Source organism: Novosphingobium rhizosphaerae, from assembly GCF_050920675.1.
GTDB lineage: Bacteria > Pseudomonadota > Alphaproteobacteria > Sphingomonadales > Sphingomonadaceae > Novosphingobium > Novosphingobium rhizosphaerae.
Genome location: NZ_CP137861.1, coordinates 3,739,485 through 3,754,688, shown reverse-complemented (window position 1 = coordinate 3,754,688; position 15,204 = coordinate 3,739,485). Strand labels below are relative to the sequence as shown.

Here is a 15,204-nt window from a genome sequence, read left to right as displayed (position 1 = left end):
CTAGGAGTAATGGTCATGTCCAAGTTGTTCACGCCGGTTGCGGCCGGTGCGCTCTCTCTCGAGCACCGCGTCGTCATGGCTCCGCTTACGCGGATGCGGTCCGATCCGGGTGATCGGCCGAACGCGCTGATGCGCGACTATTACGCGCAGCGGGCCTCGCGCGGTGGCCTCATCATCTCGGAGGCGACCCGATTTCGCGCCAGGGCTATGGTTATGCCGGCGCACCTGGCATCTACGATGACGCGCAGATCGCGGGTTGGCGGGCGATCACCGATGCCGTGCATGAGCGGGGCGGCCAGATCGTCATGCAGCTCTGGCATGTCGGGCGCCAGTCGCATCCAGACATCCAGCCTGATGGCGAGGCTCCGGTCGCGCCATCGGCTATCGCGGCAGAGGGCTATGGCTATGCCGCACATGGGCCGGTGCCTTTTACGATGCCACGTGCCCTGGAGCGCGCCGAGATTGCCGGCATCATCGCCGAATTCGGTGCAGGCGCCGCGCGTGCCAGGGCCGCCGGATTCGACGGCGTCGAGATCCACGGTGCCAACGGCTATCTGCCCGACCAGTTTTTGCAGGACGGCACCAACAAGCGCACAGACGATTATGGCGGGCCGATCGAGAACCGGGCACGCTTTCTGCTCGAGGTCACCCAGGCCGCGATCGCCGCTTTCGGCGCCGATCGGGTCGGCGTGCGCCTGAGCCCGAGCGGCACTTATGGTTCGATGTCGGACAGCGACCCGCAAGCGACCTTTGGTTATGTGGCACGCAAGCTCGACGGGCTGGGTATCGCCTATCTCCATGTCGTCGAACCCCGCATCAAGGGAACGGAGCTGATCGCGGAAGGCGAGCCGATCGCTGTGCGTCACCTGCGTCCGCTCTTTGGCGGCACGATAATCGCCGCCGGCGGCTTTGACCGAGCAGGGGCTGACGCCGTGCTCGAAACAGGCGACGCGGATGCCGTGGCGTTCGGTCGAGCCTTCATCGCCAACCCCGATTTGCCCGAGCGGCTCCGCCTCGGCCTGCTGCTCACGCCTTACGACCGGGCGACCTTCTACGGCGGCGATGCGCGCGGCTACACCGATTACCCGTTTCACGCCCACGCCGCCGCCTGAACGTCATTCCGTCTCGGAATGAGCGATAGTCCTTTCACGCGGCTGCCAGTCCCGACCGGACTGACGCATCTTCCCCCTGCTACCCGATACACGGAGACCTGACATGACCCTTCAAGCCAAACTCGACGCCTTCAAGACCGATTTTGAAGCGGGCAAGCCGCCCTACAATGTTCCGCCGGCCGTCATCGAAACGATGCACCGCGCAACCGCTGAATTGATCGCTAGTGGCGCCACTACCCGCGTGCTCAAGGCCGGCGACAAGGCGCCATCGTTCACGCTGAGCGACCCGGACGGCAATTCCGTCTCGTCAGAGGACCTCCTCGCCAAAGGGCCGCTTGTGGTGAGCTTCTACCGCGGGGTTTGGTGCCCTTATTGCAACATGGAGCTACAGGCGCTCCAGGCGGCGCTTCCCGAGTTCGAGAAACTTGGCGCCAGCCTGGTCGCGATCTCGCCCCAGACTGCGGTGAACAGTCGCAAATCGGTCCGCCAGAACCAACTCGGCTTTCCGATCCTGTCCGACGCGCACAACGACGTCGCGGCCGCCTTCGGCCTGCGCTTCGAGCTGCCCGACTATCTGGTCGAACTCTATAAGGGCCTGAAGAACGACTTGCCGGCGTTCAACGGTGACCCGAGCTGGACGCTGCCGATGCCCGGTCGCTTCGTCATCGCCCGGGATGGCGTGATCCTCTACGCCGAGGTGAACCCGGACTATACCCGCCGCCCCGAGCCCGAGGACATGCTCCCGGCGCTGCGTCGCGCCGCGACCGTCTCTGCCTGAACATTGACCCCGGCTGCTGTTTGCGGCCGGGGCCTTTCTTGACGAGGTGCCTGATGTCTCGAACCTTCCTCATCACCGGCGCCAGCAAAGGCATCGGCCTGGCGCTCGCGCATTGGCTGACACGCGACGGGCATCAGGTCGTCGGTCTTGCACGCCATACTGTGCCAGACTTTCCTGGCGTGCTTCTGCCTGTCGACCTCGCCGACGCACAGGCGACCGATGACGCGCTGATGGATCTTACGGCCCGCTTTCGCTTCGACGGCGTGATCAACAATGTCGGCCTCGTCCGGCCGCAACGGCTCGGCGCGGTGGAACTGCCCGCGCTGGACGAGGTCATGCGTGTCAATCTTCATCCGGCGCTTCAAACCGTTCAGGCGCTACTTCCGGGCATGGCCGAGCGACGCTGGGGGCGGATCATCAACATTTCCAGCCTCACCGTCCTCGGCTCGGTCGAGCGCACTGCCTATGCCGCGGCGAAGGCTGCGCTGGTCAGCTTCAGCCGATCCTGGGCGCTGGAACTGGCGACCACCGGTATCACCGTCAATGCGGTGTCGCCCGGTCCGACCGAGACTGAACTCTTTCGCGCCAACAACCCGCCCGGCAGCGATGGCGAGCGTCGCTACTTGTCCGGCGTGCCGATGGGCCGCTTCGGCCAGCCCGACGAGATTGCCGCCGCGATCGCCTTCCTCTTGTCCGAGAGAGCCGGCTTCATCACCGGCCAAACCCTGCACGTCGATGGCGGAGCCTCGATCGGCAAAGCTGCCTTCTGACGGCGACACCCAATATGGAGATCGAAAATATGACCGTTCAAACTGTCCTCGTCGTTGGCGCTTCCCGCGGGCTGGGCTTCGCTCTCGCCGACGAATGGCTCGACCGCGGCTGGCACGTCATTGCAACGGCACGCGGCAGGTCGGACGAACTGGCCGCACTCGCGGAGCGCCATGACGACAGGTTCGAGATTGAGACAGTCGACATCAATGACGCTGACGGCGTGCGGGCCTTGCGCAATCGGTTGGACGGCCGTCGTCTGGACGTCCTCTTCATCAACGCGGGCATTGCTCGCGCGATCGAGGAGAGCCCCGCAACTGCAAGTGAGCGCGATTTCCTCGACATGATGCTGACCAACGCCTTCTCGCCGGTACGCGCGGCCGAGATGCTACGCGACGTGGTATCCGAAGGAGGGACGATTGCGATCATGACATCCGAACTCGGCAGCATTGCGAACGCCAACGGGGGCTGGCAACTCTACTCGTCCAGCAAAGCCGCGCTCAACATGCTCATGAAGGGCTATGCTGCGAAAAACGCCGCCGACGGGCACACGCTGCTGCTCGTCGCGCCGGGCTGGGTTCGGACTGAAATGGGCGGCAGCGAAGCGACCCTTTCGATCGAGGAAAGCATCCCTCTTGTCGTTGATATGATCGCAGCAAGTCGCGGCAAGCCGGGTTTGCGCTATGTTGACCGCTTCGATGAAGAACTGCCTTGGTGAGCGTTGCATAGCTCGCCGCTCGGAAAAGCAGCGCGGAGGCGCAACCGCGCTGCGGGCGCACATACCGGTTGAGTAAACGCTGGTCGTTGGGTCCCGACGGGACATGCCGTTCGGCAGATCACTCGGAAACGGCAAAGCGCGTCCCTAGCGCGCGTGTCCGGCTCTCTATCGGAAACGGGCGCCAAAGAGTTCCCATCTCGGTATATTCGGCGTGGGCAAACAGGGGCTTGGCGGAGCGGGAGGGATTCGATTTTTTTCGCGTAATTTTTTGATATTGTGTGAGATTACTGCACCTATTGTTGTTGCCTGCCCCGGATGATGTCCTACGAAAAATTTCTCGGGTGATGTAGTTTGGTTAGCCGAATTCCGCTGTGATGATCGTTACCCGCTGGAACGCCGTTTGCCTCAGGGAACCGTGGCATCGTCACCGGAAGTTCTATGCTGAGTTGTCGGCAACACCCGCTCGGTATACGATGAGCTGCCAATCAGGAGTGGCCCTGGTGCAAGAGCATTCGATTCACCAATCGCGCTTGTCCAAGCTGGATCAGGCCATCGCGCTTCTCAAGGATCCTGCCTTCCGGGATCTTGATCTCGATACGCGCCGCATGATCTGGGATGCGGTGATCCAGGCGGCGCGGGCACGTCAAACGCTAGTGGCCATGGCCTGACGGGCCGATCGAATACCGCTAACGCTGCGAAACTGGAAGGGACGCCGGATGGCTCACGCGGCAATGCCCCTGGTAAAGATGCTGCGGATCGAAGTGCGTCAGTTCGCTGGCCCGCAGCATGAACACGTTCGCGCTGTCGGGCGATAGGCCTTCGATGACCATGGCATTGCGCATGTGCGTGTCGATCATGCCCATGGTTTCCACGCGCCGGGGCCAATAGTCCACCACCTGGTCGAACGCGGCTCTGCGCTGCGGGGCGATGGCGTCCGGGTCTTCCAGGATGCGTGCGCCTGCCGGTACCTTTTCGGGTGGATCGTTGACATCGGGGGCGGGGCGCGTGCGGGCCGGGCCGGCGGGTAGGGCAAAGACCAGCCGATGGTGGCTGTCGAAGGTCAGGTCTGCCGGGGTCTGCGCCTTGTGGGCATCGAAATTGGTGATGTGGCCCATCGTGCAGGTAAACACGCGGTTGGGCAGCATGACGGGCCTTTCCGGGGCCGCCCGCCCCGCAGCCGGGCCCAGGCCGGCCACTGCCATCAGCAGCGTCATCGCGCGCAAAATCGTCATCGTTCGAATGCCCCCGATCGTGTCCCTGCCGCTCTCTTTGCTGCAAATTGTGTCAAGCGGGTGAAACAATGCCCGGCCATGGTAAAGCCAAGGGGGATTTCACGATGGCATCGCTAGGGGCGCGCCCTTGGGGCAAGGGCGCTGTGGCATGGGCCGTGGCGGGTATGGCGCTGCTGGGGCAGCCAGCCGCCGCGCAGGACGGCACGCCGTTTTCCGCGCCGTGGAACAGCCAGCCCGACAACGCTGCCGTTGCAGACGCGGACGAGCCTCTGGCCGAAGCGGATCTGGCCGTCGCGCTACCCTCGGCCCGCCAGCACCCGTTTGGCTTTTCGACGCCGCTCGCTGCTTCGGCCATCATGCCCGGCGCGGACCGGGCGCGCGCGATCGACTGCATGACCGCCGCGATTGCCTATGAAGCGGGATACGAGCCGCTGGCCGGGCAGGAAGCCGTGGCGCAAGTCATCCTCAACCGCGTGCGCCACCCGCGTTTTCCCAAGACGGTGTGCGGCGTGGTGTTCGATGGTTCCTATCGCCGCACGGGGTGCCAGTTCACGTTCACCTGCGATGGTTCGCTGGCCCGCCGTCTGCGCCCCGCGATCATGGACCGCGCGCGCGCCGTCGCGGTTTCGGCCATCGACGGCCTCACGCCCGATCGCGTTGCCGGGGCCACGCATTACCATGCCAATTACGTCAATCCCTATTGGGCCTCGTCGGGCATGATGACGGCGCGGATCGGGGCGCACCTGTTCTATCGCATGCCCGGCGATGGCGGGCCAGGCGCCATGTCTCCTGTGCGCACGCAGGGTGAAAGCGGGCTTGCGCTGCTCGATTTGCCCACGCCAGTGACCTATCGTGCGCCGGCCAACCAGCGTGTACCCATGCCGCGTAGCGTGGCAGCGGGGCAGCTGTTTTCGCCCTGGGGCCTGCCGGTCATGGCGCAGCCACCGGCACGGCCCTGATTCAGCGTTTCAGTTCCAAGCCCGCACCCGCCACGGGTGAATGGTTCCCCCGACGCGCTCCACCACGGCTTCGCGGTGGGCATGGCCACCAGGCACGTCGGCGTCGATGATCACGGTAAACGGCCGGCCTGCCAGCGCGGCGGAGTCGCCAGGGGCCAGCGCGGTCTGGTTTCCGGCCAGTTCGCGGGCACGGATCAGCGCGGTGACGGCGCCCCCGTTTTCGTCGAGCGCCGCCAGCGCGCGCGGGTCGGCATGGTCTGCATCGAACGTGCGGGCATCGGGATCGGTGGTGATGAACGGCGCCAGCCTTGCCGCCAGCACCGGGCCGAAGCCGCGCACCCGCGCAAGTTCCGCCGCACTCCACAACGGCCCGTTGCGCGGCGCGATGCCGCTTGCGGCATAGGCCGGGGCTTCCGCGCCGTCGGCCCGCGCCTGGTCATCGTCGTCCAGCCAATCGAGCAGCGAATCGCGCGCCACCGCCAGATCGCGCCCGGTCAGGCCCTGTCGTTCCAGCACGCGGGTCAGCAGGGTTTCATCGAGCGCGTTGATCGGCACTTTGCCGCGTTCGTCCACCAGGCGGATGGTGATATGCGCCTCGTGGAATTCCACCTGCAGCGGGCGACCATCGCGCAGGCCCTGGCGGCGCAAATCGCCATCGATCAGATCGTGCAGGGCCAGCGCCAGCCCGGCATCGGCCGCCGCGCTGGCCTGGGCGCGGGCAGCCAGCCCCCCGGCCTGCACCAGGCCCACGTGCGCGGCCTGGATCAGCGCCAGGCTCAAGGCGGCGAACAGCGCCATGGCGGCCAGCGCGGCGACCAGCGCATAGCCTTCCTCGTGGCTGGCCGGGCGGGACACGGTCAGGGAATTTGCCCGCCAGAGCCGAACGGGCGCACCATCCGTAGTTTCTCGCGCAATTCCTCGGTCGCGGCGCGGCCTTCTTCGGGGTCATGCAGCACATGGGGCTTGAGCAGAACGATCAATTCGGTGCGTTTCTGCACTTTCTGCTGCGTGCCGAACAGGCCACCGAGCACCGGGATGCGCGAGATCAGCGGAATGCCGTTGCGCAACAGCTGCGTGTTGTCGCGGAACAGGCCGCCGAGCGCGATCACCTGGTTGTCGGCCACGGCCACGGTCGTGGCGATGCGCCGGGTCGAAATCGTCGGGCTCTGCTGCTGCGTCTGGGCCGAGGGCGCGGCGGTGCTGATGTCGCTCACTTCCTGGCTCACGTCGAGCTGGATCACCCCGCTGGCGTTCACCCGTGGCGTGATCTTCAGGATGACGCCGGTGTCACGGTATTCGATGGTGTTCACGATCGAATTGGAATTTGTCAGGTTGGTGGCAGAGCCGGTGGAGATCGGCACCTGGTCCCCCACTTGCAACGCGGCGGTCTGGTTGTTGAGCACCAAGAGCTTGGGCGCCGAGACCACTTTCACGTTGGTGCGGGCTTCCAGCGCCTTGAGCGAGGCGGCAATGCTGCTGCCGGTATAGGCATAAGTGAACGTGGTCGCGCCGCCAGGTGCCGTGGTCGCGGTGCCCACGCCCAGGGTGTTGCCATTGCTGTTGAAATTCCACTGCACGCCATAGCCAAGGTCGTCGCTCAGCCCCACTTCGGTGATCGCCGCCTCGATCAGCACTTGGGTGGGGGGAATGTCGAGCTTGCGCAGCGCGTCTTCGATCACGGCATATTGGCGGGGCGTGGCATAGACCAGCACGGCATTGTTCACTTCATCGGCGGTGACGCGGCTGGCCATGGCTGCGGGAGCGGCGCCACCCGGCGTGGCGGTTCCGCCGGCGGGGGCGGCGGTATCCGTGCGTGGCGTCGGCGTCGGCTGCGGCTGTGGAGACGCGGCGGCCGGATCGCCGGGCGGGCTCGCAGGATCGGTCCCGCCTCCATTGCCGCCGAACGCCATGTTGATCGTGCGCGTCAGGTCGCGCGCGCGGCCGTTCTGCACGCGATAGACATAGATGCGCGCCTCGCTGCTTTCGCCCTCGCGATCAAGGATTTCCACCCAGCGGGCCACATCCTGCAGGTAGGCCGCCTGGGCGCTGATCGCCAGGATGCCGTTGATCTGGTCCATCGCCAGGAGCCGCACCAGGCCCCGCGTGGGCGCATCGGGCGCGTTGATCAGCTTGTCGAGCGCGGGCACGATCAATCGCGCATCGGTGCGGCGCGGCACATAGAGGGCAAAGCTGGTGTTGCGCAGCCAGTCCACGTCGAACTGGCGCAACAGGTCGCGGGCGCTGCTGCGCTGGCCGGTGGTGCCGGCAATGGTGATCGTGCCGGTGGCCGGATCGGTGGCGGTGACCACACCGGGCAGCAGGGAATCGAGCACCTTGCGCACTTCATCGGCGTTGATGAAGCGCAAGGTGATCGCCTCGCTGCCGAACCCGGTTGCTTCGGCGGCCACCACGCCGCGTGCCTGGGCGACGGGTTGGATCTCGAACCCGCCGGCCACCGGCACCAGGGCGAGGCCCGCCTGGCGCAGCGCGTCTTCCAGCATGGGCTGCAAGGCATGGCGCGCCACGGGATAGGGTGTGACGAACGAGACCGTGCCGCTTACTCCCTGCGCCAGCACATAGTTGCGATGCAGCAGATCGCCCAGCACGGCCCGCGCCACCACGGCAACATCGGCATTGGGCAGGTTGAGCGTGATCGACCCGCGCGCCGGGGGCCGGGCCGGAGGGCGGGTGGCGACGGGCATTGCGCTTTCGCCCGGCACGATGGTGGTGCGGATCGTGCCATCGCCCCCTGTCGCCAGGGCGGGGGTGGCGGGAATGTCCACCGGTGGCTGGGCCAGTGCCGCCGCCGTGGGCAGCAGCGGCAGGGCAAGCGTGATAGCCAAGCGTTTCATTGATTGTCATCCGAGCCGGGCGTGGGCGGGGCGATGGCCGCCCGCGTGCCAAAGGGAAGAGCAAGTGTGGCGCCGCCCGGGCCAGCCAGCCGCGCGCCCTGGGCATCGAGCCCGACAAGCCGCCACTGGCCGATCCGGCCCCCCATGGGGAGGTAACCGACGGTGCCATCGGGGTGTTGGACCACGGCCCGCAGTGCGGGGCCGAGCCGCACCGATCCGGCAATCCGCATGCCGCCAAGCGGATCGACCGGCGGCGCGCCCGCCACGGGGTTGGCGGGCGCGCCGCCAGCGGGCGAAAACAGCGAGCGTTGCAGCAGCAGCGGCGGCACCTCGACCAGGCCGGGCGCCTGCGGCACGGGCGGCAGCGCCAGGCGCGCGACGCGCGCCACCGGCCGGTCTGCCGGCGCTGCGGGCAGGGCCAGCTGTGCCGCCGCCAGCAGGGCGAGCAGCGGTACGGCCAGCGCCGGCACGCGGGCCGGGCTACCGCGACGCGGCCAGGAAAACCGGGGCAGAGGCTTCAAGTTGAACATCCAGGGCAGTGGCGCGGCCGGTGACGAGGGCATCCTCGGCATTGATCGCCAGCGCGGTGATGACCAGGGCCGGGCGGTGGTTCTGGGCCAGCGCCAGGAACCGGCCGAGCTGATCGGGCGAGAGACGGGCAGACAGGCGGCAGGCAACGCGGCCGGGCGGTGGCGGCAGGTCTTCCGCGCCGCGAAACGTGCCGCCCGCAGCGATCAGCGCGGCTTGCAGCGCCGCGCGCAACTGCCCGGTGGCTGCCGGCGCATCGCCGGCCTTGAGCGCATAGGCGCCCAGCGCGCGCTGGTGCTCTTGCGCGGCGCGGCGCAGGCGGGGCACGGCCGCGATCATCCGGTCGTTGGCCGCCTGGCGCGCCAGCAACTGCTCGCGCTGCGCGGCGCGATCGGCAAAGCCGGCGATGATCGGCTGGACCACGCCCAGCCAGGCCAACCCCATGGCCGCGAGCAGGATCGCCCCGGCGACGAGCTTTGCCTCACGCGGGGAAAGCGGGCGCCGGGTCATGGGTTCGGCCCCTGCGGCAGGCGCACGATGATGTCGAACGGTGTGCCCAGCGGGGTGGCCGCTGCCGTGGCGCCTTCCTGCGTGGTGGCATCACCCGCACTGTCGGCATAGCGCAGCGTGGCAAAACCGGCGGCGCGCAGGGCGCCCGAAACATCGGCCTGCGCCGGGCGCAGCCCGACCAGATGCAGCGTATCGCCCTGCCAGCCCCAGCGTTGCAGCCACACGCCGGGCGGCAGCGCCGCGCCGACGCGGCCCATCATCTGCAAGGGTTCGGCCCGTGCGCGATCCTCGATCACGGCCAGCGCCACGCGATCGTCTGCCCGGATGCGCGCGGTGATGCGCCGCGCCACCATGAGCGCTGGCTGCTGCGTGGCAACCCCTTCGTTCACCTGGTCCAGGGCTGCCACGTCGCGCCATACGATCAGGCCCAGGTTGAGCGCGAAAAGCGCCAATGCCGCCGCCCACCAGCGATGTGCCCGCGCGCGCGCGTCGGGCAGCAGGCCCACGCGCACCATGGCCGGCAGAATATCCACCGCCGCACCCGGTTCGAGCGGGACGAGAACCTGCAGGGGCAGGACACGCTGCGCACCGATTGCCTCGGCCAATGCACGCGCGGCTGTTGCCGAAAGACCGGCAACCGCCACGGTCGGCCGGGCGGGATCGTCGCTGTCGCGCATCATGGCCCGCGCCGCGACAACCGCCTGCGGATCGGCAAAGGGCAGCAAGCGGTCTGCCTCCAGCGCCACCATGCGATCGAGCGCGGCGGCGGACATGCGCGGCAAGGCGATGTGGCGCACCAGGGCCAGCCCGGATGGCAGCATCGCGCACCAGCGCCGTGCCCCCGGTTCGGGGCCAAACGTGCCGGCGTGCGGATCGTAACGGCAGGCCGGCGCGGCCCCGGCCAGGCCCTGCGCCAGCCAGCCCGGAGTCATGTCGCGCAATTGCGCGAGCCACCATTGCCAGGCCTGCGCCAGCCAGTGCGCCAGCGTGCGCATGTCGGCATCGAGAATGCCGCGCCCGCTCATGTCCTGTCTCCACAGGCGTCTGCCGGGGCCAGCGGCGGGCAGGGCGTGGCCGCCGCTGCGCGGGGACGAATCAGCAGATCGGGCCACACGCGGCGATCCCCGGCGGGAAAACGCACGGCAATCCGCACCAGCAGCGGCAGGTTGGCACGCGCGGTCCAGCCGTCCTGCCAGCCTGGCGCGCTACCGCCAGCCGGCCCGAAATAGGACAGTTCCAGCCCGGCGGTATCGCCCAGCAGCGGTTCGGCCTGCCACCCCGCCAGCGAAGGCGCTCGGTCCGCGGCGCCGGGATCGAGGCTGTTGCGATGATAGAGCGCCACGGTGCCATCGGCGCCGCGCGCCAGGCGATAGCGCCAGGCCGCATCGGGCGCGGCGGCATCGCCGGGCGCGCCGATCCATTCGGCCATCGCCGCCGTGCCGCGAAAATCCACGGCAGAGCCGGGGTTCTGCGGATCGGACAGCGGCATGGCCCGCTCGATCTGCTGGCGCAGGCGCACTTGTGCCTGCGCCACGCGCGCCGCATTGCTTTCCACGGTTGCGCTGCGCCTGGCCGCCTGGCCGATCCGCGCGATGCCGGTGGCCAAGACCAGCGCAACCAGGCCGGTCACCGCCAGGGCCACGAGCATTTCCGCCAGGGAGAACCCGGCCTCCCGACGGGGCACCGCGTGGCAATTCATGGCCGCACCCGGATAGTGCGCAATTGCACCAGCGGGTGGGCGGGATCGGTGCCCACCGCCACCGCGATCTCTTCCAGCCTGGCGCGGTCGAGCGGGTCGTTCTGGCCATAAGGCTTGGTGCTCACTTGCCAGCCCAGGTCCTGCGCCCGGCCCGAACGCGCGGGTTCCCCCGCCACGGCGCGATCCAGCGCCGATTGGGCCAGCAGCACGGCGCGGGCGCGCAGGTTGGCCGCGCTTTCCAGGCGCGCGGCATGGGCCAGGCTGGCGAGGAAAGCGCTGGTCAGCGCCGCAACGATGGCCAGCGCGACGATCGCCTCGACCAATGAAAAGCCCTGTTCGTGGCGTGCGGTCATGGCTGCACGCCGATCGGCAGTCGGCGCACGGTCGCCCCGGCGCTGAGCGTGATTGCGCCCTGGCTGGACGAGCCATCGGGATAGAACATTGTATCAGGGCGCGGCCAGGTGATCGTCACGCCGCCCGGCACGGCCACCTGGTCACGGTCCAGCCGCACCGGAGCGCCACTGGCCAGTGCCTGCGCGCGCGCCTTCGCCAGGGCCAGCACCACGTCATGCGTCGCTGTGTCCAGCCCCTGCCGGGCCAGGCGGTGTTGCAGCAGCGGGAACGCAAGCCCCGCGCCCAGCGCCATGATCCCTATCGTCACCAGCATTTCGATCAGCGTGAAGCCGGCCTCGTGCGGTGCGGCGCGGGGCTCACCAGTTGCCGACATCTTTGGCCTCTCCGCTGCCGCCCACGGCGCCGTCGGAGCCCAGGCTGAACACGTCGATCTCGCCATGCTCGCCGGGCGTCTTGAACTGATAGGGCTTTCCCCAGGGATCGTTGAGCGCACCGGCATCGGCAATGTAGGGACCATTCCAGGCGGGATTGCCCGCCGGCGCCTGGTTCAGCGCCTTCAGCCCTTCCTCCGGCGTGGGATAGCGCCCGATATCCAGGCGATAGAGTTCCATCGCGGCGGCAATGTTGCGCGCCTGGACATGCGCGGTCTGGCTGCGGGACGAGCCGAGATAGCGGATCACCTGCGGGCCGACGATGGCGGCGAGCAGGCCCAGGATCGCCAGCACCACCAGCAGTTCCAGCAGCGTGAAGCCGTTGCGCGGTCGCGCAAGGGCGGGAGACGGTGCGGCATCGCTGCCGGATGCATCGGGTGTGCTTGTCATGGTTGCGCCACTGCCAGATCGTTGAAACCGAGGATGGCCGACATGATCGCGGCAATGATCCCGGCGACGCTGGCGCCCAGGATCACCGTGATGGTCGGGGTAAGAATGGCCACCAGCCGCTCCAGCCGGGTGCGCACGTCGCGATCCAGCACGTGGGCCAGGCGGCCGAGCATCAGCGCCAGTTGCGAAGATTCCTCGCCCGTGCGCAGGAATGCCACGGCCACGCGGGGCAACACGCCGGTCTGCGCCAGCGGGCCGGCCAGGCCGCCGCCCTGGCGCAACCCGGTCGCCACCGTGCCCACGGCGGCAGACATCACGCTGTTGCCGATCGTGCGTTGCGCCAGTGCCAGGGCATGGGGCAGGGGCACGCCGCCTTCCACCAGCGCGCCCAGCGTATGGGCCATGCGCGCGGTTTCCAGGCGGCGCACCAGCTCGCCCAGCATCGGCGTTGCCAGCACGGCACGATCGAGCAGCGCCCGCGCCGCCGGTGCCCGCCGCACCTGGATCGCCGCCGCGCCCACCGCGCCGAGCGCCAGCAGCAGCCAGGGCCAATCGTTGCGCAGCCAGCGGCTGGCGCCGATTACCGCCAGCGAGGCGGCAGGCAGATCGCCATGGCTGGTATCGAGCAGGCGTTCGAACTGCGGCACCACGAACAGCAGCATCAGCGTGATCACCCCGGTGGCAATGATCAACAGCGCCACCGGATAGATCATCGCCGTGCCGATCATGCGCCGCAGCGCAGCGGCCTGTTCCAGCATTCCGGATAGCCGCTCCAGCGCAGCGGCAAGCTGCCCGCTGGCTTCGCCCGCTTCGGCCATGGCGGCATCGGCCGGGGTGAACAGCGCCGGGTTGTCGGCCATGGCCTGAGACAGCGTGGCGCCTTCGCGCACCGCGCCGAGCAGGGTGGCCATGGTGCGCGCGGCGCTGCTGTCCTCGATATTGTCGATGGCGAGCGCCAGCGCGCGGTCGAGCGGCAGCCCGGCCTTGAGCAGCACGGCCAGCTCGCCAACCAGTTGCCGCGCCGCATCGCGGGCCACACGGCGTGGTGCCGGCGTTGTGTCGCCGGCCGCGCCGCTCGCTTTGTCCACCGCCATGACCAGCAGGCCGCGCTGGCGCAGGGCGCGCACGGCGGCCTCTCGATCCGCCGCCGCCACGGTGCCTTCGTGGCCGGACCCGTCGGCGCGCACGGCGCGATAGCGATAGGTGAGCGCCGCGCTCATTCGCCCAGGCCCACGCGCAGCACTTCTTCGGCCGAGGTCAGCCCCAGCGCCGCCTTGCGCCCGCCATCGGCCAGCAGCGAGCGCCGCCCTTGCGCATCGGCGCAGGCTTCCATCGCCGTGGTGTCGGCGCTCTGCAGGATCAGGCGTTCCAGCGCCGGGGTGACGGGCAGGTATTCGAACAGCGCCACGCGCCCGGCATAGCCACTGCCACGGCAGCGCTCGCAACCCGTGGGGCGCTTCAGTGTGGTGCCCGCCGGCAGGCCGAGGCGTGCGCAAAGCGCGGCATCGGCGGGATAGGGCACGGCGCAGGCGCTGCACAGCCGGCGCACCAGGCGTTGCGACAGCACACCTGCCAGCACCGAGGCGAGCAGGAACGGCTCCACCCCCATGTCCGCCAGGCGGGTAACCGCGCCAGCTGCGGTGTTGGTATGCAGCGTGGACAGTATCATGTGCCCGGTCAGTGCGGCCTGCACCGCGATGCGTGCGGTTTCGCCATCGCGGATCTCGCCCACCATGATCACGTCGGGGTCCTGGCGCAGGAACGAGCGCAGCGCGGCGGCAAAGGTAAAGCCGATGGCCGGCTGCACCTGGGCCTGGACCACGCTCGGCAGCCGGTATTCGATCGGGTCTTCCACGGTCAGCAGCTTGCGCTCCACGCCGTTGAGGCAAGCGAGCGCAGCATAGAGCGTGGTGGTCTTGCCGCTGCCGGTCGGGCCGGTCACCAGCATGATGCCGTGCGGGCGGTGGACGGCCTGGCGCACCGCTTCGGCCAGGTCCGCGTCGAAACCCAGCGCGGCGAAATCGAGCGACAGATTGCTGCGGTCGAGAATGCGCAGCACGACGCTTTCGCCCTGGATCGAAGGCGCGGTCGCCACGCGCAGATCGATGGCATGGCCGCGCACCGCCAGACGCAGCCGGCCATCCTGCGGCAGGCGCTTTTCCGCGATGTCGAGCCCGGCCATGACCTTGATGCGCGCCACCACGCTGGCCTTCAGCGCGGCGGGCAGGGCCGGTATTTCGCGCAGCATGCCATCAATGCGCAGGCGCACGATCAGTGCATCGTCGGCCGGCTCGAGGTGAATGTCGGAAGCCCGCTCGTCCACGGCCTGGGCGATGAGGCGATTGACGGCGCGGATCGCCGGCGCATCGCTGACCATGTCGCGCAGGCGTTCCATCGCCTCCCCATCGACGGCGGTTTCCACCCCGTCGTCTTCGCTGTCGCCGGATGCAGCGGCCGTGCCCAGGGCCAGGCGTTCCAGCAGCGCGTCGATGTCGCTGGGGCGCGCAACGACGCGTTCCACCCGCCGCTGCCAGGCCGCGGCAAAGGCTTGCTCCACGAAAGGATCGAAGGGATCGGCCACGGCAACCCGCACGTGCGTGGCATCGGCAGCGATGGCGGCGGCGCGGACGTCTTGCAAAAAGGCAAGGGCCATGGGCGGCGCTGCATTGATCGCGGCGTCTGGCAGGTCCGTCGCCGGGGCCAGGCCGCATGCTTGCGCCAGGGCGGCCACCAGGGTCTGCTCGCTGACCAGGCCAAGACGGGTGATCACCGATTCGAGTCGCTCGCCGCTTTCTCGCTGCACGGCTTGCGCCCGCCCGAGCGTTTCGCGCGGAACGAGGCCACTGGAAGCGAGAAAATCAGCCATGCCTGCG

The 15,204-nt window shown here is 68.6% G+C and carries 17 protein-coding genes and 1 pseudogene; 6 read left to right on the top strand and 12 right to left on the bottom strand.

From position 1 onward, the window contains the following. Positions 1-9: 9 nt before the first annotated feature. The 5 genes and pseudogenes from R9J51_RS16975 (at position 10) to R9J51_RS16955 (ending at position 4,044) form a co-directional block, all read left to right on the top strand. Positions 10-1,112 (top strand): annotated as a pseudogene (locus tag R9J51_RS16975) (alkene reductase). 103 nt (positions 1,113-1,215) lie between these two features. Next, complete coding sequence (locus tag R9J51_RS16970; RefSeq protein ID WP_179505191.1) at positions 1,216-1,890, top strand: peroxiredoxin-like family protein; 675 nt, start codon at positions 1,216-1,218, stop codon at positions 1,888-1,890. A 53-nt stretch (positions 1,891-1,943) separates the two neighbouring features. Next, entirely contained in the window at positions 1,944-2,660 is a 717-nt protein-coding gene (locus R9J51_RS16965; protein WP_210425784.1) for an SDR family oxidoreductase, read from the top strand. Positions 2,661-2,689: 29 nt separating this feature from the next. Next, positions 2,690-3,376, top strand: a complete 687-nt coding sequence (locus tag R9J51_RS16960) for an SDR family NAD(P)-dependent oxidoreductase (RefSeq protein ID WP_179505190.1) — start codon at positions 2,690-2,692, stop codon at positions 3,374-3,376. A gap of 374 nt (positions 3,377-3,750) precedes the next feature. Further along, positions 3,751-4,044: a hypothetical protein gene (locus tag R9J51_RS16955; RefSeq protein WP_218847390.1), complete on the top strand. Its 294-nt coding sequence runs from the start codon at positions 3,751-3,753 to the stop codon at positions 4,042-4,044. Between the two features lie 18 nt (positions 4,045-4,062). On the opposite strand, the gene R9J51_RS16950 is transcribed toward R9J51_RS16955, so the two are convergent. After that, complete coding sequence (locus R9J51_RS16950; RefSeq protein WP_179505188.1) at positions 4,063-4,608, bottom strand: hypothetical protein; 546 nt, start codon at positions 4,606-4,608, stop codon at positions 4,063-4,065. A gap of 104 nt (positions 4,609-4,712) precedes the next feature. Here R9J51_RS16950 and R9J51_RS16945 point away from each other — a divergent pair, with 104 nt between their 5' ends. Further along, the gene (locus tag R9J51_RS16945) at positions 4,713-5,567 is read left to right on the top strand and encodes a cell wall hydrolase (RefSeq protein WP_179505187.1); all 855 of its coding nucleotides are present in this window, start codon (positions 4,713-4,715) and stop codon (positions 5,565-5,567) included. Positions 5,568-5,576: 9 nt separating this feature from the next. Here the strand turns inward: R9J51_RS16945 and R9J51_RS16940 are convergent, their stop codons facing one another. The 11 genes from R9J51_RS16940 to R9J51_RS16890 are packed head-to-tail and all read right to left on the bottom strand — an operon-like array spanning position 5,577 to position 15,197. Next, the gene (locus R9J51_RS16940; RefSeq protein WP_179505186.1) at positions 5,577-6,422 is read right to left on the bottom strand and encodes a type II secretion system protein GspK; all 846 of its coding nucleotides are present in this window, start codon (positions 6,420-6,422) and stop codon (positions 5,577-5,579) included. A 2-nt stretch (positions 6,423-6,424) separates the two neighbouring features. Further along, positions 6,425-8,419 carry a type II secretion system secretin GspD gene (gene gspD / locus R9J51_RS16935; RefSeq protein WP_179505185.1) on the bottom strand — a complete coding sequence of 665 codons (1,995 nt, stop codon included), beginning with the start codon at positions 8,417-8,419 and terminating at the stop codon, positions 6,425-6,427. Beyond that, positions 8,416-8,940, bottom strand: a complete 525-nt coding sequence (locus R9J51_RS16930) for a hypothetical protein (protein WP_179562258.1) — start codon at positions 8,938-8,940, stop codon at positions 8,416-8,418. Before R9J51_RS16930 ends, gspD begins: the two co-directional genes overlap by 4 nt. Continuing rightward, positions 8,900-9,457 (bottom strand): type II secretion system protein GspM, encoded by a 558-nt coding sequence (gene gspM / locus R9J51_RS16925; protein WP_179505183.1) that lies wholly within the window; start codon positions 9,455-9,457, stop codon positions 8,900-8,902. Before gspM ends, R9J51_RS16930 begins: the two co-directional genes overlap by 41 nt. Then, entirely contained in the window at positions 9,454-10,482 is a 1,029-nt protein-coding gene (locus tag R9J51_RS16920) for a hypothetical protein (protein WP_179505182.1), read from the bottom strand. Before R9J51_RS16920 ends, gspM begins: the two co-directional genes overlap by 4 nt. After that, positions 10,479-11,141, bottom strand: coding sequence for a prepilin-type N-terminal cleavage/methylation domain-containing protein (locus R9J51_RS16915; RefSeq protein ID WP_179505181.1), 663 nt, complete (start codon positions 11,139-11,141; stop codon positions 10,479-10,481). Before R9J51_RS16915 ends, R9J51_RS16920 begins: the two co-directional genes overlap by 4 nt. A gap of 11 nt (positions 11,142-11,152) precedes the next feature. Beyond that, the gene (locus R9J51_RS16910) at positions 11,153-11,509 is read right to left on the bottom strand and encodes a prepilin-type N-terminal cleavage/methylation domain-containing protein (protein ID WP_179505180.1); all 357 of its coding nucleotides are present in this window, start codon (positions 11,507-11,509) and stop codon (positions 11,153-11,155) included. Continuing rightward, the gene (locus R9J51_RS16905; protein ID WP_179505179.1) at positions 11,506-11,883 is read right to left on the bottom strand and encodes a prepilin-type N-terminal cleavage/methylation domain-containing protein; all 378 of its coding nucleotides are present in this window, start codon (positions 11,881-11,883) and stop codon (positions 11,506-11,508) included. The genes R9J51_RS16910 and R9J51_RS16905 overlap by 4 nt, the downstream gene beginning before the upstream one ends. Further along, positions 11,867-12,331: a type II secretion system major pseudopilin GspG gene (gene gspG, locus R9J51_RS16900; protein WP_179505178.1), complete on the bottom strand. Its 465-nt coding sequence runs from the start codon at positions 12,329-12,331 to the stop codon at positions 11,867-11,869. Before gspG ends, R9J51_RS16905 begins: the two co-directional genes overlap by 17 nt. Further along, positions 12,328-13,551 carry a type II secretion system F family protein gene (locus R9J51_RS16895; RefSeq protein ID WP_179505177.1) on the bottom strand — a complete coding sequence of 408 codons (1,224 nt, stop codon included), beginning with the start codon at positions 13,549-13,551 and terminating at the stop codon, positions 12,328-12,330. Before R9J51_RS16895 ends, gspG begins: the two co-directional genes overlap by 4 nt. Then, the gene (locus tag R9J51_RS16890; protein ID WP_179505176.1) at positions 13,548-15,197 is read right to left on the bottom strand and encodes a type II/IV secretion system protein; all 1,650 of its coding nucleotides are present in this window, start codon (positions 15,195-15,197) and stop codon (positions 13,548-13,550) included. Before R9J51_RS16890 ends, R9J51_RS16895 begins: the two co-directional genes overlap by 4 nt. Positions 15,198-15,204 lie beyond the last annotated feature (7 nt).